19 protein-coding genes are annotated in these 21,343 nt (G+C 51.2%); 18 read left to right on the forward strand and 1 reads right to left on the reverse strand.

Going from position 1 to position 21,343, the window contains the following annotated elements; all coding sequences use genetic code 11:
* Positions 1-35 precede the first annotated feature (35 nt).
* From ctaD to CHH75_RS14835, 17 genes are all read left to right on the forward strand, one after another.
* Positions 36-1,883 carry a cytochrome c oxidase subunit I gene (ctaD, locus tag CHH75_RS14755; RefSeq protein WP_176475580.1) on the forward strand — a complete coding sequence of 616 codons (1,848 nt, stop codon included), beginning with the start codon at positions 36-38 and terminating at the stop codon, positions 1,881-1,883.
* Positions 1,880-2,503, forward strand: coding sequence for a cytochrome (ubi)quinol oxidase subunit III (locus tag CHH75_RS14760; RefSeq protein WP_095398548.1), 624 nt, complete (start codon positions 1,880-1,882; stop codon positions 2,501-2,503). Before ctaD ends, CHH75_RS14760 begins: the two co-directional genes overlap by 4 nt.
* A gap of 3 nt (positions 2,504-2,506) precedes the next feature.
* Positions 2,507-2,827, forward strand: coding sequence for a cytochrome C oxidase subunit IV family protein (locus CHH75_RS14765; RefSeq protein ID WP_095265953.1), 321 nt, complete (start codon positions 2,507-2,509; stop codon positions 2,825-2,827).
* 98 nt (positions 2,828-2,925) lie between these two features.
* Entirely contained in the window at positions 2,926-3,831 is a 906-nt protein-coding gene (gene ctaG, locus CHH75_RS14770; protein WP_095265954.1) for a cytochrome c oxidase assembly factor CtaG, read from the forward strand.
* A gap of 24 nt (positions 3,832-3,855) precedes the next feature.
* A complete protein-coding gene (locus tag CHH75_RS14775; RefSeq protein WP_095265955.1) occupies positions 3,856-4,320 on the forward strand; it encodes a DUF420 domain-containing protein in 465 nt (154 codons plus the stop codon).
* A 200-nt stretch (positions 4,321-4,520) separates the two neighbouring features.
* A complete protein-coding gene (locus CHH75_RS14780) occupies positions 4,521-5,252 on the forward strand; it encodes a hypothetical protein (RefSeq protein WP_255223040.1) in 732 nt (243 codons plus the stop codon).
* 70 nt (positions 5,253-5,322) lie between these two features.
* On the forward strand, positions 5,323-5,724 hold the full coding sequence (locus CHH75_RS14785) for a GntR family transcriptional regulator (protein ID WP_095265956.1): 402 nt from the start codon (positions 5,323-5,325) through the stop codon (positions 5,722-5,724).
* A 2-nt stretch (positions 5,725-5,726) separates the two neighbouring features.
* Positions 5,727-6,629, forward strand: coding sequence for an ABC transporter ATP-binding protein (locus CHH75_RS14790; RefSeq protein ID WP_095398549.1), 903 nt, complete (start codon positions 5,727-5,729; stop codon positions 6,627-6,629).
* Between the two features lie 16 nt (positions 6,630-6,645).
* Positions 6,646-7,548, forward strand: coding sequence for an ABC transporter ATP-binding protein (locus tag CHH75_RS14795; RefSeq protein ID WP_095398550.1), 903 nt, complete (start codon positions 6,646-6,648; stop codon positions 7,546-7,548).
* Positions 7,541-8,845 carry an ABC transporter permease gene (locus CHH75_RS14800; protein ID WP_095398551.1) on the forward strand — a complete coding sequence of 435 codons (1,305 nt, stop codon included), beginning with the start codon at positions 7,541-7,543 and terminating at the stop codon, positions 8,843-8,845. The genes CHH75_RS14795 and CHH75_RS14800 overlap by 8 nt, the downstream gene beginning before the upstream one ends.
* 99 nt (positions 8,846-8,944) lie before the next feature.
* A complete protein-coding gene (locus CHH75_RS14805; protein ID WP_095265960.1) occupies positions 8,945-10,153 on the forward strand; it encodes a TraB/GumN family protein in 1,209 nt (402 codons plus the stop codon).
* Positions 10,154-10,377: 224 nt separating this feature from the next.
* On the forward strand, positions 10,378-10,737 hold the full coding sequence (locus CHH75_RS14810) for a hypothetical protein (RefSeq protein ID WP_176475575.1): 360 nt from the start codon (positions 10,378-10,380) through the stop codon (positions 10,735-10,737).
* A gap of 105 nt (positions 10,738-10,842) precedes the next feature.
* Positions 10,843-11,217, forward strand: a complete 375-nt coding sequence (locus CHH75_RS14815; protein WP_095265962.1) for an ArsR/SmtB family transcription factor — start codon at positions 10,843-10,845, stop codon at positions 11,215-11,217.
* A 197-nt stretch (positions 11,218-11,414) separates the two neighbouring features.
* Positions 11,415-13,613: a heavy metal translocating P-type ATPase gene (locus tag CHH75_RS14820; protein WP_095398552.1), complete on the forward strand. Its 2,199-nt coding sequence runs from the start codon at positions 11,415-11,417 to the stop codon at positions 13,611-13,613.
* Between the two features lie 312 nt (positions 13,614-13,925).
* Complete coding sequence (locus CHH75_RS14825) at positions 13,926-16,595, forward strand: Tn3 family transposase (protein ID WP_095398553.1); 2,670 nt, start codon at positions 13,926-13,928, stop codon at positions 16,593-16,595.
* Positions 16,596-16,816: 221 nt separating this feature from the next.
* A complete protein-coding gene (locus CHH75_RS14830) occupies positions 16,817-17,941 on the forward strand; it encodes an acyl-CoA dehydrogenase family protein (RefSeq protein WP_425320447.1) in 1,125 nt (374 codons plus the stop codon).
* 212 nt (positions 17,942-18,153) lie between these two features.
* Positions 18,154-18,921, forward strand: coding sequence for a MerR family transcriptional regulator (locus CHH75_RS14835; RefSeq protein WP_095398555.1), 768 nt, complete (start codon positions 18,154-18,156; stop codon positions 18,919-18,921).
* A 117-nt stretch (positions 18,922-19,038) separates the two neighbouring features.
* Here the strand turns inward: CHH75_RS14835 and CHH75_RS14840 are convergent, their stop codons facing one another.
* On the reverse strand, positions 19,039-20,469 hold the full coding sequence (locus CHH75_RS14840; protein ID WP_095398556.1) for an NAD-dependent malic enzyme: 1,431 nt from the start codon (positions 20,467-20,469) through the stop codon (positions 19,039-19,041).
* A 189-nt stretch (positions 20,470-20,658) separates the two neighbouring features.
* On the opposite strand from CHH75_RS14840, the gene CHH75_RS14845 reads away from it, so the two are divergent.
* Entirely contained in the window at positions 20,659-20,958 is a 300-nt protein-coding gene (locus tag CHH75_RS14845; RefSeq protein WP_095265968.1) for a hypothetical protein, read from the forward strand.
* The last annotated feature ends 385 nt before the right edge of the window (positions 20,959-21,343 follow it).

A 21,343-nucleotide genomic window follows, 5' to 3' on the forward strand; every position in this document is an offset into this window, starting at 1 on the left:
CTCACGGCCATAGCGTAAAACGCTACACGGGGTTGATGGACTGGATTACGACCGTCGACCATAAGAAAATCGGAATACTGTACCTGCTTGCGGGAGCTTTCTTTTTTGGCATCGGCGGTATCGAGGCAATTCTGATCCGGATCCAGCTGATCAAGCCGATGAACGATTTCGTCTCCGCACAGGTATTCAATGAATTGATTACGATGCACGGAACAACGATGATCTTCCTGGGCGTCATGCCGATCATCTTTGCATTGATGAATGCGATCATACCGCTTCAGATCGGCGCGCGGGACGTTGCGTTTCCGTTCCTGAACTCGCTCGGCTTCTGGACATTCTTGTTCGGCGGACTTCTGCTTAACCTGAGCTGGATTATGGGCGGTGCACCGGATGCGGGCTGGACGGCGTACACGCCGCTCTCCTCCACGGAGTATTCGACGACACGAGGGGTCGACTTCTATACGATCGGCTTGCAGATTGCCGGTCTCGGCACCCTGATCGGCGGTATCAACTTCCTCGTGACCATCATTACGATGCGCGCACCGGGAATGTCCTTCATGAGAATGCCGATGTTCACTTGGACGGCGTTCATTACATCGGCGATGATTTTGTTTGCTTTCCCTGCAATTACGGTAGGACTTGTACTTCTCAGCTTTGATCGTTTGCTTGGCGCGAATTTCTTCGATGTCGCATCTGGCGGTAACCCCGTATTGTGGCAGCATATTTTCTGGATTTTCGGCCATCCTGAGGTATACATTCTGATTTTGCCGGCCTTCGGTATTATTTCAGAGGTTATTCCGACCTTCTCGCGCAAGCGTCTGTTCGGATACAGCTCCATGGTGTTTGCAACCATCCTGATCGCCTTCCTCGGCTTCATGGTATGGGCTCACCATATGTTCACAACTGGTCTCGGACCTGTTGCGAATGCGCTCTTCTCCATCGCAACGATGCTGATTGCCGTTCCGACAGGGATCAAGATCTTCAACTGGCTGTTTACGATGTGGGGCGGTCAGATTCGTTTCACAAGCGCGAACTTGTTCGCGATCGGATTTGTCCCAACATTCGTCATGGGTGGTGTAACCGGGGTTATGCTTGCTTCGGCTCCGGCTGACTTCCAGTTCCATGATACGTATTTCGTTGTTGCTCACTTCCACTACGTTATCGTAGGTGGTCTGGTGTTCGGCCTGTTCTCGGGTCTGCATTACTGGTGGCCGAAGATGTTCGGACGCATTCTGGATGAAAGACTTGGTAAATGGACGTTCTGGACGTTTGCAATCGGCTTCCATCTGACATTCTTTGTACAGCATTTCCTTGGTCTTCTGGGTATGCAGCGGCGGATTGTATCCTACTTGCCGAATCAGCACTTTGATACGCTCAACTTGATCAGTACGATCGGCGCATTCCTGATGGGTGTCGGTGTCATTCTGTTCCTGGTGAACGTGGTGCTGACAACGAAGAAGCCAGCCGGTGTTGCGAACGACCCTTGGGAAGACGGTCGTACCCTGGAATGGAGCATTCCATCTCCTCCGCCGGAATATAACTTCAAGCAGATTCCGCTCGTGCGCGGTATCGACGCATTCTGGAAAGAGAAGATGGCTGGCAACAAAGGCATGACGCCTGCTGAACCGGTAGGACCGATTCATATGCCGTCTCCGAGCATCCTACCATTTGTGATGTCGGTGGGGCTGTTCATCGCGGGTCTTGGCTTCATGTTCAGTACGGAGGACTTCTCCAACGCATTCATGAGCCTGATCTTCAATAAATACATCGTTATGATTGTCGGACTTGTAATCACCTTTGCGGCTATGGTTGCACGTTCCCTGTACGATGATCACGGCTATCATATTGAAGTTGAAGAACTGGAAGAGGAGGGGAAAGCATGACATCACACGCTGAACATGTAAACGGCGAACTTCCTCATGAGCCCGAAAAAGCAACGCTGGAGGGCCGTAATAAGGTCCTGGGCTTCTGGCTCTTCCTTGGCGGTGAAGCCGTGCTCTTCGGAACACTGTTCGCAACGTTTCTGGCGCTTCGCAACCAGAATAACGAAGGGCCGACGGCGGGTGAACTGTTCTCGCTGCCGATTACAGCCGTTGCAACGCTGATCCTGCTTGTCAGCAGTTTGACCTCGGTGTTCGCGATTCAGGCGATGCATCGCCATAATGTGAAATCGTTGATCAACTGGCTGATCGTAACCGTTGGTCTCGGCCTCGCGTTCCTGGGTCTTGAAATTTATGAGTTTTACGAGTACATCGTTCATGAATCCTTTGATATGAAGACAAGTGCTTTCTCGTCCGCATTCTATACCCTTGTCGGATTTCACGGCGCTCACGTAGCATTCGGTGTCGCCTGGATTGGAATTTTGATCGGCCAGCTGTATAGAAAAGGATTGAACGTTGTTACAGCGCCGAAGGTATATGTGTCTGCGATGTACTGGCACTTTATCGACGTTGTGTGGGTGTTCATCTTCTCGGTCGTATACCTTCTTGGAAAGGTGGCCTAAGAAATGACTGCAAATCAACAATCTAATGAAGTTACTGTGAAGCATCGTCATCGTCCGGAAGGCCCGGAAAAGCACATTTTGGTGTTCATCTTCTCGATCATTCTGACTGCAATCGCATTTGCGGCGGTGATGGCTGGCGGAGTAAATGCCACGTTTGCTGTAATTCTGCTGCTCGTGATGGCAGTTCTGCAGGTGTTCGTGCAGATGGGATACTGGATGCACTTGAAGGATAAGGGGCATCTGATGCCGATCCTGTTTATGATCGGCGGCTTTTTCGTAGCGAGTACGGCGATTGTCATGGCGTTGTTCTGGGTTTGGTGGTAAAATGAAAAAGAGGAGGCTAATAAGCCCCCTCTTTTTTTAAATCGTGGACATATGTCACAATATCGACAGAATTTAACCCGTTTCGGGGAGGTTTTCGAATGCTGGGCTTAGAATATTTTACTTTCGCAGATAAATGGAGTCCGCTGTTCCTGGCTTTCATGCTGGTTCTGACGGCGGTCTACTTCCTGATTGTTGGACCGCTCAGCAGCCGCTTTGAAGGCAGCGCTCCGGTATCGGCGGGCCGCAAGGTGCTGTTTGTCAGCGGCATGGCTGCTTATTACTTGGCCCAAGGCGGACCGATTGAACTGCTGGGGCACATGATGTTCTCTTTTCATATGATCAGCATGGCCTTGTCCTATCTGGTAGCGGTACCGCTGATCATTTTGGGTATTCCTGTATGGTTGTGGCGGGCCTTTGACCGGGTGAATCCGTTCAGGAAGCTCGGGTTCCTGGCGCGGCCGATTGTGTCGGCTGTGGTGTTCAACGGCTTGTTCTCGTTCTACCATATTCCGGTTGTACATGACTTTGTCATGCTCAATTTCACGGTGCACAGAATATATTTCCTAATTCTGTTCATCACCTCAATGCTCATGTGGTGGGCGATTCTGAATCCGATCCCGGAAAAGGACAAGTCGTCGGGCCTGATGAAAATGGCGTACATCTTTCTGAACATGGTGCTGTTAACGCCAGCCTGTGCGCTTATTATTTTCTCAAGCCATCCGATGTATGCGACTTTCAGCGATCCGGCTGTATGGGCGAAAGCGATGGGGTACTGTGTTTCGGATACTTCTACACTTCTGACAAGCTTCAGCGGTCCGCAGGATTTCGGATATCTGGATCCGCTCATTGATCAGCGGGTAGGAGGTATTATTATGAAGTTTTTCCAGGAGATCATTTTCGCTTCGATGCTGGCTTATGTGTTCTTCCATTGGTATAAGCGAGAGAACAAGGAAGATGATCCATTGCCGGGAGACATCCCGCCTGGAAATTTGAATCAAGCGTAAGCGGGTTACTGAAGGAGGACAGGCATGGATATTTATACGATCTTTCCCACGATTAGTACAGCATTTATCGTCATCAGCGCTGTGCTGGTGGCGATTGGCTGGAGACTGATTATTCAGGGAAAGCGCGAGGCTCATAAGAAAGTGATGATATGGGCGGCAATCGCAGCGATTATTTTCTTTATTATTTATTCGTCCCGTACGATATTCGTAGGGAACACGACGTGGGGCGGGCCGGATGATCTGAAGCTTTATTATCAGATTTTCCTTGTCTTCCACATTATATTGGCTACAGTGGCAGCTGTGTTCGGGATTACAACGCTTGTCCTTGGGTTCAAGGAGAAATATGCGAAGCACCGGAAATGGGGCCGCGTGACATCGGTCATCTGGTTCTTCACTGCCATTACAGGGGTGGCGGTATACACACTGCTGTATGTGCTGTACCCTGGCGGACATACGAAGCCGGTATGGGAAGTCATATTCGGGATATAAGTAACACAAGCACTTGTCAGAGGAATCTGACAGGTGCTTTTTTTTCTTGCAGAGGAAAATTTTATGAGGGGAATTGACAGTGGAAGAAGCACACTATATACTGTGTATAAAGATATACACAGTGAGCACAGTAATCACACTAAGCACAGTGTTTCTTATATGCAACAACTTCGATTAGATAACGTTAACGACCAGGGAAGGTGAGTAGCTTGCATAACATTCGAATGGCGATGAACATCATTGAGAAGGACTTTCGCAGTGATAAGTTTCAAGTATTGTGGACGCTCCTATTCACGCTGTATATGGTTCTCGTCACCGGCATTACAATCGGGCAGCAGTTTGAGGATTTGGGCAACGTTTTTCCTTTCGTGGACTTTATATTGTTTTTCTATGTACCGATGATGGGCCTCTGGTTCTCCAGACGTTCATTCCGTTATCTTAACGAGGATTCATACACCCAGATGCTGTATTATTATCGGACACTTCCGATTCCGGTGCCCGTCATTGTTTATAGCCGTCTCATCATGGGGCTGATGGCATTTCTCTTTAACGGGTTGATCTACTATGGCAGCATCTATCTGATTTCGCCCGCCACGAGAGCGATTATGGACATTCCGAGTTACCTTGCATTTGTAGGGATATGGCAGGGGATAGGATTTCTCGTCTCAGGCTTCTACATTTACTGGGAGTTCATGGTTAGCGGCAAGGCATATTTCCACAGGGCGTTGCTGCTCATTCTGATAACCTCGATTGCAGTTGTATCGATGAGCATGATGGGATTTAGCCTTTTCAAATTCTCGGCCGAATCTGCCATGCGCTGGAAGCTGTTATCGCCAGTGATGTGGGGATCGCTGATTATCGGGTTGGGGACTTTCCTGCTGTTAGGGAGACGGACGCTGCATATGCTGAAGAACAAGCGAGATTTGGCATGAACGAATCTGGAAGTTTGGGGAATGAGAGAGGTTCCCATCGGATCGTTTCTGAATAAGTGAGGTGATAGAGGTGCGAATTCCTATTCAAATTAATGAAAACAGTGCAGAGCCCTTGTATCACCAGATTGAGACACAGCTGCGTTCGCTCATTATTAGCGGTCAGATCGAGGAGGGGACACTTTTGCCATCGATTAGAGAATTCGCCGGAAATCTGAACTGCAGCGTCATCACGGTTCGCAGAGTGTATCAGGATCTAGAGAATGAGGGGCTGCTTCGCACAAGGCAAGGAACCGGCACTTTTGTCGCCGGTGTCGGAGCAGAGGAAAGAGAGCAATACAAGAAGAAAGAGGTTGTTGAGGCGCTGACAGCCGCTATTGAGAAGGGACTGGCCGTCAAGCTTGAACAACACGAGCTGATTCAGTTGTTTAACGAGATTGTGCAGAAGAAATATCAACCGAAGGGGGATGTATGATTATGGAACCGGATGTGATTTCATTCCGTAATATTCATAAGCGACGGCGAACCAAAACCATCGGTCCTATCGATATGTCGATTCCATCAGGATACATCGTGGCTTTGGTTGGGCCTAACGGATCGGGTAAGAGCACGCTGCTTAATATGATTATGCAAACGGTGTTTCCTGACGAGGGAGAAATCAGCTGGTTCGGTCAAGCCTATCCGGATGGACTGCCGGTGTCGGTCAGACAGCAGATCGGCTTTGTTCCTGAACAGTTGAGCCTGGAAGAGAAGAATTTGACGGTAGATGAGGCAGCGGCCTTTCGATCGATCTGGTATGACAATTGGGACGGGTATTTATTCGATGAGCTGCTGTCACGCTTCGATGTTCCGAGGGGAGTCCGGCTGACCAAAATGTCGAAGGGCGAGCGGCGCAAGTTTGAAATTGCTGCTGCAATGGCCCCGAGGCCGAAGCTGCTCATACTTGATGAACCGTCATCGGGGCTTGATCCCTTTGCCTGGAAATTGATGATCGAGCAGCTCCACAAATGCATGCGAACAGCGGATACGAGCATCCTGCTGTCCACCCATATTGTGGATGAGATTCGGCGCTTGGCGGATTATGTGGTGCTGATGCATCACGGAAAACAGCTGGGTATGGTCGAGAAGGATTCCTTGCTGGATAACTGGAAGGAATGCTGGGTCGCTCAGAATGCAGCAATCCTGCAAGATTTGCCAGGCATCGTAAGCAGCAGACAGGAGTCTGCAGGCACGATCTCGTTCATAACGACCGAATGCTTGGAAGTGGAACGAATTCTGCATTCCGCCGGGATCGGATTTATTCAGACCCGGTCGCTCGAACTGGATGAAGTGCTCGGATTGTGGATTGATGGCTATAGTCCTGCCGGTATGAGGAAATAAGAGAGGAGATTGACGTATGCTGCGATTGCAATTGGAAGATGTAGTGAAGATTTATGCTGACAAAACCGCGGTCAACCGGATTTCGCTTGAAGTGGAGGAAGGGGAGATCTACGGCTTGCTGGGGGCCAATGGTGCGGGTAAGACCACAACGATGCGCATGGTTCTCGGCCTGATCTACCCTGACGAAGGAAAGATTCTGTACAATGGCAAGCCGTACAACAAGGAGCTTCGCCGTCTGATGGGATATCTCCCGGAAGAACGCGGACTGTACCCGAAGGTGAAGGTAAGCGAGCAGATCACGTATCTGGGTCAGCTGCGGGGAATGTCAGCCAAGGAAGCGGACAAGAGTCTCAAATATTGGCTCGAGAAGTTCGAAGTACCGGATTACTATGACAAGAAAATCGAGGAGCTGTCCAAAGGGAATCAGCAGAAGATGGGCTTTATAGCCGCGGTCATACACAACCCGCAAATTCTGATTCTGGACGAAGCCTTCAGCGGTCTTGATCCGGTCAATGTCGAGCTGCTGAAGTCCACGGTGAAGGAGCTGCGGGATAACGGAGCCAGCATTCTATTCTCGACTCACCGGATGGAGCATGTGGAAGAGCTGTGCCGGAACATTACGATTCTGCATCGTTCCAACACCGTGGTGAAAGGGAACCTGAAGGAGATCAAGTCCCGTTATCCGCGTGAGGAGGTTGTGCTCGGCACGGAAGGGGAAGTGCAGGGCCTTGACAAGCTGTCAGGCGTCACGGAAGTGACGCGCACCGAGGGAGGATATTTGATCCGCATCAGCAAGCTGGAAGCGGCCCAGAGCATTCTGAATACAGCGATGTCCCAAAGCGTCATTCATAAGTTTGAAGTGAAGGAACCGACATTGAACCAAATCTTTATTAAAGCGGTAGGTGAATCCAATGAATAATACATGGACCGTAATCCGATTTACATTCATGAACAAGGTCAAGACGAAGTCCTTTCTTGTCACCACCCTGATATTTGCCATACTTCTCTCCGTCGGCATCAATCTTCCATATCTGATCCAACTGTTCACAGGAGACGGGGATTCGGGAAGCAAGGCAGCTGAGCGGATCGGACTCGTATATAGTCAACAGCAGGAGCTCGCGACGGAGCTGGAGTCTTCCTGGGGCCAGCTGACTACCAATTATGAGCTTATCCCTTATGAGACAGAGGATCAGCAGCTTCTGAGCCAGGATATGGACAATGGCCTTATTGAGGGGTATCTGAAGTTCGAGGAGCAGGAGGGCGGACTGTTCCCGGCGGTTGTCTACACAGCAGGCGAAGACAGAATGGAGCTGGAGCTTCAATCCAATCTTCAGGCCGCGCTCCAGATTATTAAAACGCGCAGCATCGCGCAAGGGTTAAACTTGACGGAGGCGCAAATTACCGAGATTAATACCCCGGTACAGATCGAATCGCGGAGTCTCGATGCAGGCAATGCTGGCGATGCCGAGGGAGAAGGTGCAATCCCGGGCTCTTCCGCTGAAGCGATGGATTATGTGCTGGTATACGCACTGGTGATTCTGTTCTTCTTCACGCTGATGAGTACAGGGAATATGATTGCTTCCGAGGTAACGACGGAGAAGAGCTCCCGGATTATGGAGATTCTCATTACCAGCGTATCGCCGCTCAGCCAGATGTTCGGCAAGGTCATCGGCATGCTGCTGCTCGGATTGTTTCAAATCTTGTCCTTCGGTGTGGTCGTGGCGATTAACCTGATGCTGCCGCATAATATTGAGGTGCTGAAGGACCTGAATCTGGATATCTCGGCGATCGATCCAGCGCTCTTGATTCTGGGGCTCGTGTTCTACATCCTGGGTTACTTCCTGTATGCGGTACTGTATGCAGCCGTCGGCTCAATTATTAGCCGTACGGAGGATCTCGGGCAGGCAATCATGCCGCTGACGATGGTCTCGCTGGTTGCGTTCTATATTGCGATCTTCAGCTTGTCGACACCGAACTCCACCTTGCTTAAGGTGTCCTCCTTCATTCCATTTACCTCGCCGACAACGATACTGGTGCGGGTAGGACTTGGCGATGTACCGATGTGGGAAGTAGCGGCATCGTTGGTCATTTTGATCGTATCAATTCTAGCCTTTGGCTGGCTCTCGGCCAAGATTTACCGGACTGGCGTTCTGCTGTACGGCAAGCGTCCATCCTTCAAGGAACTGATGAAGGCGATGAAGGCATACAAGATGTAAATGACGGCAAGACAACAGACAACAAGACAGACATCCCGGTTAGCTTTTTCTTAGACGCAGCAATTCATCATTATTCTATATACCAAAGGAGATATGAACATGAAAAAATGGACACGGGTACTGCTATCTGTAATGATTTCCGCAGGGCTGCTGGCTACGGCTACGCCAGTGATGGCTGGTCCAGCCCAGCCGGACATCAAGGTCAATGATCAGCAGGTTGAATATGCTGGAGGCGCTCCGCTCATTGAGAAAGGCACAACCTATGTTCCGCTGAGAAGCACGCTGCAGGCGCTGGATGGGCAGCTGACAAGCGCGAAAGACGGCATCATTCAGGCTGTTGTCAACGGGCAGACCATCACGCTGAAAAGCAGTCTGAAAGTTATCAATGGCGTGACCTATGCGCCAATCCGGGTTGTTGGGGACGCAGCAGGCTATGAGGTTCGCTGGGACGCTTCATCCCGTACGGTAGTTCTGTTCTCCAAGGAAGCGGCGGAGACAGGCGCGCGCGGTTTCCTCTGGCAAGTGGAGCATGACGGGAATACGGTATATCTCGTAGGCTCGATGCATGTGGCTGATGACAGCTTCTACCCGCTGCGTGCAGAATTTGAAGAGGCGTTTGCCGAAGCGGATTATCTGGGCGTGGAAATTGATCTGACCAAAGCTGAGGATGAGCAGCAGCAGAGATTGATGCTGGAGAAGGGCATGTACACGGACGGTACGACTTTGAAGGATCATATCTCGGCTGACACCTATGCCAAGCTTGGCGAAGCGTTGGAGAAATTCGGTCTGGAGCCCAATGCACTGGATATATTCAAGCCTTGGGTAGCGGAGGTCATGATCAGCAACCTGCAAATGACGGTGTCCGGATATGATGCGACGGCAGGCATCGACCTGTATTTCTCTCAAAAGGCGATCGAGCGAAACATTCCAATTCTGGAGCTGGAGTCCTACGAATCCCAGTTGGGAATGCTCAGCGGGTTCTCGCTTGAGCTGCAGGAGAAGAACCTGAATACCATTCTGGAACACTTCGAGCTTCTGGATCAGGAGATTCATCAGATGGCCGAAATGTGGAAGACAGGTAATGAGGAGCAGCTGCTGGAGCTGACTGGCAGCATGGAAGAGGAGCCTGAATATCATCAGGCGATGCTGGTGGACAGAAACATTGAGATGGCCGAGAAAATCGACGGCTACCTGAAAAACGGTAACAACGAAGAATATTTCATCGTTGTCGGCGCTGCTCACTACCTTGGCGACTATGGCATCATTAAGCTGCTTGAGGATAAAGGATATACAGTGGTAAGGAAGTAAGGTTTAGAATTAAATAGGAAACGTTTTGGCACTTACAAGCGTTAACCATATGAGGGCAGATTATTCTGCCCTTTTTTGTTTGTAGTAAATCAGCCAACAAGATGGATTTGGCCCTGAAGAAGAGAAGCTTGAAAAAAACGAATATTATAGGGGGAGAATGAACCATGTATACGCGATGTCGATCCCTCATGCTGCTTTGCGGCATTTGTGCAATTTTTCTTCTGATGGCATGTAACCATGAGAACGATAAGTATATTGAAAAATTGAACTTTGCCACAGCAAATCCGTCGTCGGAATACAGTGAATTTTTATACTTTAATGGCAGGCTTTATGGAATAAGTTCAGAGGTAGTGGACGAAGAGGTATTTAAGAATAGAATCGGAAAACAAATCGGAGAAATCAAAGGCATTGATTCGATGGTTAAAGAAGATGGAGATGTTGGTGTTGAAAATCAGGATGCTGAATTTTTATTCAAACCCGGAGATGGGATACACGAAATAACAGATACCTCCAACAAACTACTTCTACTCATTAAAACGTCCAAAGGATATCTTCACACGAAACTAATCATGAGTGATGACTAGAGAAAGAATTTTCATGGCCCTCTCCTTAATCGTAATCCTTTCGTTTTTGGTGCGATTGCTATACAATAAATAGTAATTGCGTAAAAATAGGATGGTGATTACGGAATGGAGCAGAAAGGACCGTTGACTGAAGATTGTGATACATCATGCGCGGGCACAGAAACGGATCTGAAGCCGGTGAAGGCGGCGCTGATTGATGAACATGCGGCTGTGCAGGTGGCCGACTGGTTCAAGGCATTTAGCGATCCTACCCGGGTAAAGCTGATTCATGCGCTTCTGCAGCGCGAGCTGTGCGTTCACGATCTGTCAGAGCTGCTGGGCATGGGGCAATCCGCGATCTCCCATCAACTGCGGTATCTTCGCAATATGAGGATTGTAAAGCGGCGCAAAGTCGGCAAAACCGTCTATTATTCGTTGGATGATGCCCATATCGAGCAAATTTTTACCCAGACGCTTCAACATACGATGCATGGTGAATAATATGAAAGCACCGCAGCTCGCGCTGTAGGTGTTTTTATTTTTTTGGCATCCAGTTGATTTCAATGTCCATGCGCGCGATGGAATACTTATATTTCATGATTGACAACAATCTTGGTACGTGCATATAATGGATGTAGATAATATATGAACAATTGCTCATATGTTGATGCGATGGTTATGGGGAAGGAGAGCTGGATATGCAAGCACGGCAGAAAGTGAAGAAAGAGCTTATCCTGGAAGGGCTCGATTGTGCGAACTGTGCCATGAAAATTGAGAACGGCGTTAGTAAAATTGAAGGTGTTGCTTCATGCTCCGTTAATTTTGTAACCAAAACGCTGACGATGGAAACCGACCCGGATCGAGATACGGACATTGTAACAAAGGCCAAGCAGAAGGTGAAGCAACTGGAGCCGCACATTCGCGTCCTGGAAAAAGGAAGCTCCAGATCGAAGGTGGCTCATCAGCAGGATAACCACGGGGAAACTCATAATCAGCACGAGTCCCATCATGACCACGACCATGCTCATGGGCATGACCATGGCGCCGGCAGTACGAAACGGTTGCTGACCCGGCTGCTGCTCGGGATCGGCATCGGCGCTGCCGCCATTCTAACGTCGATATACTATGATTATGCATATATTGAACTGGCACTCTTTCTCATTGCATACCTGATCATAGGTGGAGACATTGTGCTGCGGGCAGCTCGGAATATCATTCGCGGCAAGGTGTTTGACGAGCATTTTCTGATGACCATCGCCACGCTCGGGGCGTTCATCATTGGCGAATATCCCGAAGGGGTAGCAGTCATGCTGTTCTACCAGGTCGGGGAAATGTTCCAGAGCATCGCCGTCAATCGTTCTCGTAAGTCCATTAGCTCGCTGATGGATATCCGGCCCGATTATGCGAACCTTAAGGTGGGCCATGAGACGAGACGGGTAACGCCCGAGGAAGTGGCAGTTGGCGATCTTATTCTGATCAAGCCGGGTGAAAAGGTGCCCCTGGATGGCAAAGTTATAGATGGCTACTCTGCCATGGACACTTCGGCGCTTACCGGCGAATCGGTGCCAAGGGAAGTGGGGCCGGGGCAGGATGTGCTGAGCGGTTTTATTAACAAGAATGGTGTACTTACCGTCGAGGTTGCCAAGGAATTTGGCGAGTCCACCGTATCGAAAATTTTGGATCTGGTACAGAATGCAAGCAGCAAAAAAGCGCCAACCGAAAATTTCATTACGAAATTCGCCCGCTATTATACGCCGGTTGTCGTCATTGCTGCGGCACTGTTAGCGCTCGTTCCCCCACTCTTCATCAGTGGTGCGACGTTCGCGGACTGGGGTTACCGCGCGCTTGTATTTCTTGTCATTTCCTGTCCTTGTGCGTTGGTTGTCTCGATTCCGCTCGGATTTTTCGGCGGCATCGGTGCTGCATCCAAGCGAGGTGTGCTGGTGAAGGGCAGCAATTATCTTGAAGCGCTGAACGACGTGAAATATGTTGTCTTTGACAAGACCGGAACGCTGACGAAAGGCGCATTTACGGTTACCCGAATTCAGCCGGCAGGTGCGGTTTCGGAGGAGGAGCTGCTTGAAGCTGCGGCTTATGCAGAGCTGCATTCCGCCCATCCGATTGCCGAGTCGATCCGGGCGGCCTACGGCAAGGAGATCGACGAAGCGTTGCTATCGGATTATAACGAAATATCCGGGCACGGCATTCAGGTGAACGTGAACGGAACCGAAGTGCTGGCAGGCAATGCGAAGCTGATGAACCGTGAACGTATTCCGTTTGAACAGCCGACAGATCCGGGAACGATCGTTCACGTTAGCATCAACCGGGCGTATGCCGGATATATCGTGATCGCAGATGAAGTGAAAGAGGATGCTGCGGAGACGATCCGTGCGCTCAAGGAGCTCGGGATCAAGCAGACCGTCATGTTGACGGGAGACTCGAAGACCGTGGGCGAAGCGGTTGGACGCCAGCTCGGAATCGATCAGGTGCACGCCGAGCTGCTGCCGCAGCATAAAGTCGAGGAGATCGAGAAGCTGGATCAGCAGAAATCACCGAAGGAGAAAATCATCTTCGTCGGTGACGGCATCAACGATACGCCGGTGCTGGCGCGGGCCGATGTCGGCATGGCGATGGGCGGACTCGGATCGGATGCGGCCATTGAAGCTGCGGATATTGTTATCATGACCGATGAGCCGTCCAAGATCCCGGCAGCCATTCAGGTGGCCAAGTGGACAAGACGCATCGTATGGCAGAATATCGTGTTTGCACTAGGAGTGAAAGCCATATTCCTTGTGCTGGGCGCATTCGATATCGCTACGATGTGGGAGGCGGTCTTCTCGGATGTGGGCGTCACACTGCTGGCCGTGCTGAATGCAGCACGCATACTGCGGAGCTAACTCCGGTATGATCCAACAACAGAGAGTCACGCGATCATCGAAAGCAACTTATAAAGAGCCGGTACCGGCTCTTTTTTACGTCTAGACTGGCCGATGGACACGGATGGTCACCTGTTGATTTGTATATTGTGCCAGCATCGGCTCCGCTGTAATATCCTGTAGTCATTTGACAGGTTTAGCAACTGGTTTTACAATATCACGAGGGGAATTTTTACATTTTTACCATCTTAAAATTATGGTTTAGCGGCCTTGTTGATTTGTTGTCAGCTGCATCAGGGGAGAGGCCCGCCTGCGGACAGGAGAGTGGGATACATGAACGCTAAGGAAGTGTTAACCCAGGAGCAGCGAAGACGATTTAAAAGCATACCCGAAGCAAACGATCCGAAGGCTGTGCAATACTACACGTTCACTCAGGAACAGCTGGACCATATTCTACACCATCGGCGAGATCATAATCGCTTAGGGTTCGCTGTGCAGCTGGCCCTGGTCACCTATCCAGGCTGGCCGCTTCTGCACTACGAGACGATTCCGCAGTCGACCCTTGCCTATATAGCCTCGCAAATTCACGTATCGCCCGATGTATTTTCCGATTATGCTAAACGAGAGCCGACCCGAAGGGAGCATCTGGAGGAGATCCGCAGAACGTATGGCTATGCGAGATTCGCGAAGCAGCATCAACACACACTTGCAGACATGCTGTATCACCGTGCATGGGAAGATGACAATCCGGTTGTGCTGATGACGGCAGCGGTTGGCTGGCTTCGCGAGCACAAGCTCATATTCCCGGCGATCTCTACGATCGAGGGCATGATATGGGAGGCGATGCACCGGGCAGAGCATCATATGTATGCCATGCTGGGTGCCGCTGTTACAGAAGAGCAGAAGAGCTTGCTTGACGGCATTATGGAAGGAAAGATGCGCAAATCGCTTAGCTGGTTGAGGGATGGGGCGGGAGTTTGCTCGCCAGAAGGATTTCTGAAGGTGGCAGAACGTATACGTTGCCTCAGCGAGTTCGGTCTCCGTGTAGATACAGAGAGCATCCCTGCGAAACGTTTGCAGAAAGTGACCCGCATGGCCAGCTCGTATGACTCCCATCTGTACAAAAAACTTCGCCCCGAGAAAAAGTATGGGCTGCTTGCCCTTCATCTTCAGATGCTGCGATCGGCTTATATCGATGAGGCCATTCGTATCCATGACGGCTTGATTACCCGATTTATCGCCGACATGAGACAGCACCGCAAGAAGGAGAAAGAGAGGACGCCGGCTGAGGATGCCGCCCTGACTCCGGCGTTCCGTGCACTCTTCAAGAAGCGCTTCTTCCGTTTGCGCAAGTACGCGCCGGTGCTGCTAGAGCTGCTGGATTTTCAAGGGAGCGACTCCGCTGCGCCGCTGCTGGAAGCAGTGCGGATGCTGCGCCAGATGAATGAGAACGGGCAGCGTCACCTTGATCCTACCGAAGCGATGCTCAATTTTGTTCCGAGAAAAAGACGGAGGCTGCTGCTGAATGATCGCGGCGGGGTGTACGGATACATCTATGAACTGGCGGTGTTGGTGGAGCTTCGCAACCAGCTTCGCTCCGGCCATGTGTGGGTGGATGGCAGCGTGCTGCACAAGCCTTACACGGCATACCTGCTTCCCGATTCCGGAAGGGGTTCAACGGATTGTCCCGAAGGCAACCGAATGAATACATATTTGCAAGACCGTCAACGGCTGTTGACGGAAAGCCTGCCCCTGGTCTCCCACAGCACCGGTATCCCGCATGGTTACGTGATCCGCTCCATGCCGCTGCGTTCCCGGCACCCGGGTCAGTCCGGGCGTTTGAATCCCTATCTTCACAGCCGTCTTCCGGCTATTTGTTTGTTGGATTTGCTCAAGGAAGTGGATAGCTGGATTGGGTTTACGGATCAATTCGTGCATGTAACGACCCGGCGGGAGCCGGAGCAAGAGGAGAAGGACCGGATATTGTCCCTTCTGGTCGGACTCGGTACGATGACCGGCGTGAAGCCTATCGCCCAGCTACCCTCCGGAACGTACCGCCAATATATGAATACGCTTCAATGGCGGGTGAACGAAGAGGCGATCGCGCAGGCGCAGCGGGAAATGATAGCGTTTCAGAAGCGCTTGCCGCTTGCAGCTATCTGGGCGGAAGCCTACGGAACCTCCTCCGATCTGCTTCGCGTACCGGTCACCCGGTCTTCGGAAGGCGCCTTTCAGGGGGCTGACACGACGGATCGATACTATTTGTACCGTTGTATGAACGAACAATCGATGATTGTCTCCACCCGCATAACCGATTATGCGCAGCCAGGGTTCCTGCTTGAAGGAACGACGGGTCAGGATTCCTCTTATGCGCGGCATTACTGCCATTATTCTGGATATGTGGATCGGCTGTTTGGATTTTCCCATCTGCTTGGCATTCCGCTCATCCCTCGACTGGACCGTTTCCAGAGCACCCGGTTATATCAAATTGACAAGAAGAAGATGCTGCCTTTTATGAGAACCGGGCTTATCAACACGCGTGTAATCCGTGAAGCGAGTACGGCGCTCCGGCAGGCGAGGGATGCCGTCAGAGCGGGCGGCGTTCCGCCCAGTCTATTATATGAAAAGCTTCGTTCACAGCAGGATGCGGATGAGGCGTTGCGCGATATTGGCCGCATTGAGAAATCATTGTTCTTCATCGAGTTTCTTCGGTCCAATGAGCTGCATGCAGGGATCGAGCGGGATTCACTCCGCTGGCAGGAGATGAATGCGCTGAGCAAGCAGCTGATACCGGAGCAGGAATGGAGTTATAACGGCAGAAGCGCCGAGGAATATCCTCTATTCGCGCTGGCGAACAGTTTTATCGTGAATGCCGTTATCGTGTGGAATACGGTCTATCTGGAAAAGTCCGCCCAAGAGCTTATGGCATCCGGAAAGCTGGATGAAGCAATGCTTAGCCAGGTGTCCCCCCGGTATGGCGGGCATCTGATGCTGCAGTCGTAACCTTGATCGCGGAGAAGCGCCATGAGGAGGCTGCCGGCGAACGTTGCCCGGGAACGCCCCGGGGCCTTCCCCTTCATTGACACTCCGAATGATCGCTGCTACAATCGGTTAAAACATGATCGGAATACAGGTGATTGATGAAGAAGGGGGAGTCGGACTTGGATCAGTCTGGAATCATAGATCCGTTTATCCGGAATGAACGCGAAGCAAGCATTGCAGCAATGGCCGACAAGCTGGCTTCCGTGTTTGCAGACAGAGCCCCCTTGCATGATGCAGAGGGCTCGTTTCCGTTTGAGAACTTCGATGACTTGAGCGCAGCCGGTTATTTGAAGCTGACCGTACCCAAGGCTTATGGAGGGGATGAAGCCTCCGTATATGAGATGGTGTTGGCTCAGGAACGGCTGGCGAGGGGAGATGGTTCCACGGCGCTGGCGGTCGGCTGGCATATCGGAATGCTGCTTCAGCTTCGTCTGTCCGATGCCTGGCCGAAGCCGTTGTTTGAGCAGCTGTGCAGAGACATCGTTGAGCAAGGTGTCGTCATCAATGAGCTGGCGAGTGAGCCGGCAACCGGGAGCCCCAGCCGGGGAGGGAGACCGCAGACGACCGCGACCCGGGCGGAAGGGGGCTGGATCATTCAAGGCCGTAAAACCTTCAGCACATTAAGCCCTATTTTGAAAATATTCACGGTCACAGCAGCGATTGAGGGCTGCGACAGACCCGGGCTGTTTCTCATCCGCCGCGGACCCGGGGTTCGCATAGAGGAGACGTGGAACACACTCGGGATGCGGGCAACGGGGAGCCATGACGTCATTCTTGATCACGTATTTGTACCGGATGACGAGGTGATTCGGGGGGCGGATGCTGCTGAGAAGAGCGCGCCTGTTCCTACCGAAGCGGCGCTGCTTCACATACCGGCTTGTTATCTCGGCATCGCTTATGCTGCCCGAAGCTTTGCTATTGATTTTGCCTGCCGTCACCAGCCGAATTCCACAACGGTCCCAATTGCGGAATTACCGAACGTCAAACGGCAAATTGCCCAGATGGAGGTCGATTGGATTACGGCTCGAAGTTATCTGTACCAGGTGGCTGACCGATGGGATCGGGAGGTCGGGCAGCGCGCGGCCCTCAAGCCGGAGCTTGGCCTGGCGAAATATATGGCCACCAATGCGGCAATCCGCATCGTAGATCAGGCGATGCGGATCGTGGGCGGCCTCAGTCTGTCCCGTAAGCTTCCGCTGGAGCGAATGTACAGAGATGTTCGGGCCGGGCTGCATAACCCGCCGATGGATGACATCGTGCTTAACAATCTGGCTGACCGGGCGATTCACGAGATGCGGGGCGATTGAGACAGGCCGCTCAGCCTTGTCATGCTGTTCGGTGCAAGAAGGGAGGCATCACTCGCTCGCTGCTCGCCGAGCATGATTGCCTTGTACGTGAAGAGCGTAGATGAACTGCCCGATCGGGCAGTTTTTTTGTAGAATTCGAATGATTTGTTTGAAAGCTGTTGACCTTAACGTTGCGTCAAGGTGTACAGTGAGTTTGTCAGGAGGTGAAAGGAATGGAATATACGGTGCAGAAGCTTGGACGTCTGGCAGGGATCAGTACTCGCACGCTGCGATATTATGACGAGATTGGCCTTCTGAAGCCGGCCAGAGTCAACTCGTCAGGCTATCGGATATACAGCCAGCAGCAGGTGGATCAGCTTCAGCAAATTTTGTTCTACCGGGAGCTTGGCCTGCAGCTCGAGCACATCAAGGAAATCATGTCTTCGCCATCCTATGACCGGGTTCAAGCGCTTAAACAGCACCATTCGCAGCTCCTTGACCGCCGACAACAACTGGAGGCGCTGATCGCAAATGTTGAGAAGACGATCGCCTCCGCTGAAGGGAGAATGACGATGACTGATCAAGAGAAATTTGAAGGTTTCAAGCAGAAGCTGATTGCGGATAACGAACAGCGATACGGGGCTGAAGTTCGTGCGAAATATGGGGATGAGACAATAAATCGTTCGAACGAGCTGGTAAAGAACATGACCCAGGAGCAGCATGACGAGGTGACCCGATTGTCGGAGGAGCTTCAGCGCACATTGGCGCAGGCTTTTGTCGAAGGCGATCCCGGGAGCGAACTGGCTCAGAAGGCGGCCGAGCTGCATAAGCAATGGCTGACTTATTTCTGGAACGATTACAGCAAGGAAGCCCATGCGGGGCTGGCACAAATGTACGTGGATGATGAGCGGTTCACTGCTTACTATGATCAGGAGCAGCCGGGAACTGCCCGCTTCCTGCGAGATGCTATCGTGATCTACACACAGACCGATAAGGCGTAAACGAACAATGCCTCCCGGCGACGAATGATGTCTGCCGGGAGGCATTGGCATATTATGCGAGTATGCGCTTTCAAACGATGCGAAACCCAAGCGACCAGAACGGCGTCTATAGCTTGGCTATTCGCGAGGGATTTTTCTGGCTACGCCGGAATCGATCGCAGCTTTGACAACAAGCTCGCGAATGGCTTTCACTACATTCTGATTAAATACACTCGGAATAATATAGGACGGATTCCGCTCTTCATCCGACACGGCCGAGGCGATTGCTTCCGCTGCGGCAAGCTTCATCTCTTCATTGATCGTTGTCGCTCTGCAGTCCAATGCGGCGCGGAAGATGCCAGGAAAGCACAGGACGTTGTTGATCTGGTTCGGATAGTCCGAACGCCCAGTAGCCATCACCGCGACAATATCCTCAACCTCTTCAGGCTTGATCTCCGGAACCGGGTTCGCCATGGCGAATACGATCGGCTGGTCAGCCATGCTTTGCACATCCTCGCGGCTCAGAATCCCGCCGGCGGACAAGCCGATGAACACATCTGCTCCCTGAATTACATCCTTCAGGGATCCTTGCAGCCTTTCCGGATTCGTATGCTCTGCATACCACTCCCACATGGAGTTGGCATAAGAATTGCCCGCAACAAGCGCTCCCTCTCGGTCAACACCGACGATGTTCTTCACGCCCGCGGCCAGCAGAATTTTGCTGCAAGCGACCCCGGCAGCTCCGATTCCGCAGACGACAACCTTGATGCTGTCCAGCGATTTGCCGACGATTTTCAAGGCATTGATCAATGCGGCGTACAGTACGACAGCGGTGCCGTGCTGATCGTCATGAAATACGGGAATGTCGAGCTCATCGCGTAATCGGGCTTCGATTTCGAAGCAGCGAGGGGAGGCGATATCCTCCAGATTAATGCCGCCAAAGGCTGGAGCTAACGCTTTGATGCAGGCGATGATCTCTTCCGTATCCTGCGTGTCCAAGCAGATCGGGAAGGAGTCTACCCCGGCCAGTTCCTTGAACAGCATCGATTTGCCCTCCATGACCGGCATGGCCGCGTAAGGACCGATATTCCCAAGCCCGAGCACTGCGCTGCCGTCGGAGATGACGGCGACCGTATTTCTCTTTATGGTCAGGGTATAGGCTTTCTTGGGATCTTCCTGAATGGCTGCACACACCCGGGCCACGTCAGGTGTATATACCCGTGACAGGTCATCGCGGTTATGAATCGGCACCTTCGGCTGAATTTCGATTTTGCCGCCCAGGTGCATCAGGAAAGTACGATCCGAGACGTTGACCAGACGAACCCCTTTCAGACTGCGAATGCGGGAAGTCACGTTCTGCACATCGACGCTGTCTGTTACGGTGATCGTAATATCGCGAACCGTCACATCGCCGCTGGCTTGAATGACGTCAATGGCGACCATGTCCCCGCCAGCCTCGAAGATGGCCGATGCCACTTGCCCAAATTTGATTTCCTTGGTGTTCATCTCCAGTCGCAGAATGATGCTTTTGCCCCCGAGCCCATTTCCAAGACTACTGTTTTTCTCCATGAGGTACCTCCGAAAAATGGTTTATGTGGATATAGCCAAGAGATTTAAGCGTGCCCGTGTAACATTGTTCTAGGCAGGCAGTTCATTTTCCTGTTTCATTCAAAAAAATAAAGGCTTTTCCCACGATGGTTAAACTTAATGGCAGTGGGTATAATTGATGTTGATTACAAGGTGAAGGGATGATGATACATGAATGCCAGAATCGAGGCGCTGGAGAAGCGGCTGGCCACACAGCAGCACAGGGATTTATTTCTTCAAATGAAGCATACTCTGAAAGCCATTGATGATCTTGCCGAGCATCATCGGGTATATCAAGCTATGCAGGCACTCAGCGGTGTTCGGATCATCGGACAGGAAGAAAGTGTGTTTTACGATACCTTAGCGAAAGCCAAGGAAGAGGTTGTCCGGACGCTGGAGCTGACCGTCGAGGATTTGGAGCATAAAGGGGATAAGCATTACAGCAAGCACTTCAAGGATGGCGTTGAATAGCGTCAGGTCATGTTCCTTATCCATCAGGTGTTAATATTATTTCGAGATTTGAAGCCTCACTGCAGAAGGCCGCACGCGATTGTTAGGCGGTTAACTTGCAGGGGGCTTTTTTATGTAGTATCAAGCTTGTTTGTTAGAATTAATATCATTATATGAATCTATTAATTACGGATTATGTTATATATTTTTTGAACGTCATTGAAATGTGAAATAAATCGTTGTTTTGTATTATGGGAACTGTGAGAATGATCTTATACAATAATGATAGAACTGGTAAATGTTAGGTCCAGTTCTGGGTGATTGGTTTTTATGTGAATGGGTGGAATGCAGAGCTGGACCTCTGTAGGGCGAGACGATCATGAATATCTGCTTTCCGGGTCTGCAA

This window comes from Paenibacillus sp. 7541 (genome assembly GCF_002276395.1).
Taxonomy (GTDB): Bacteria; Bacillota; Bacilli; order Paenibacillales; family Paenibacillaceae; genus Paenibacillus_AQ; species Paenibacillus_AQ campinasensis.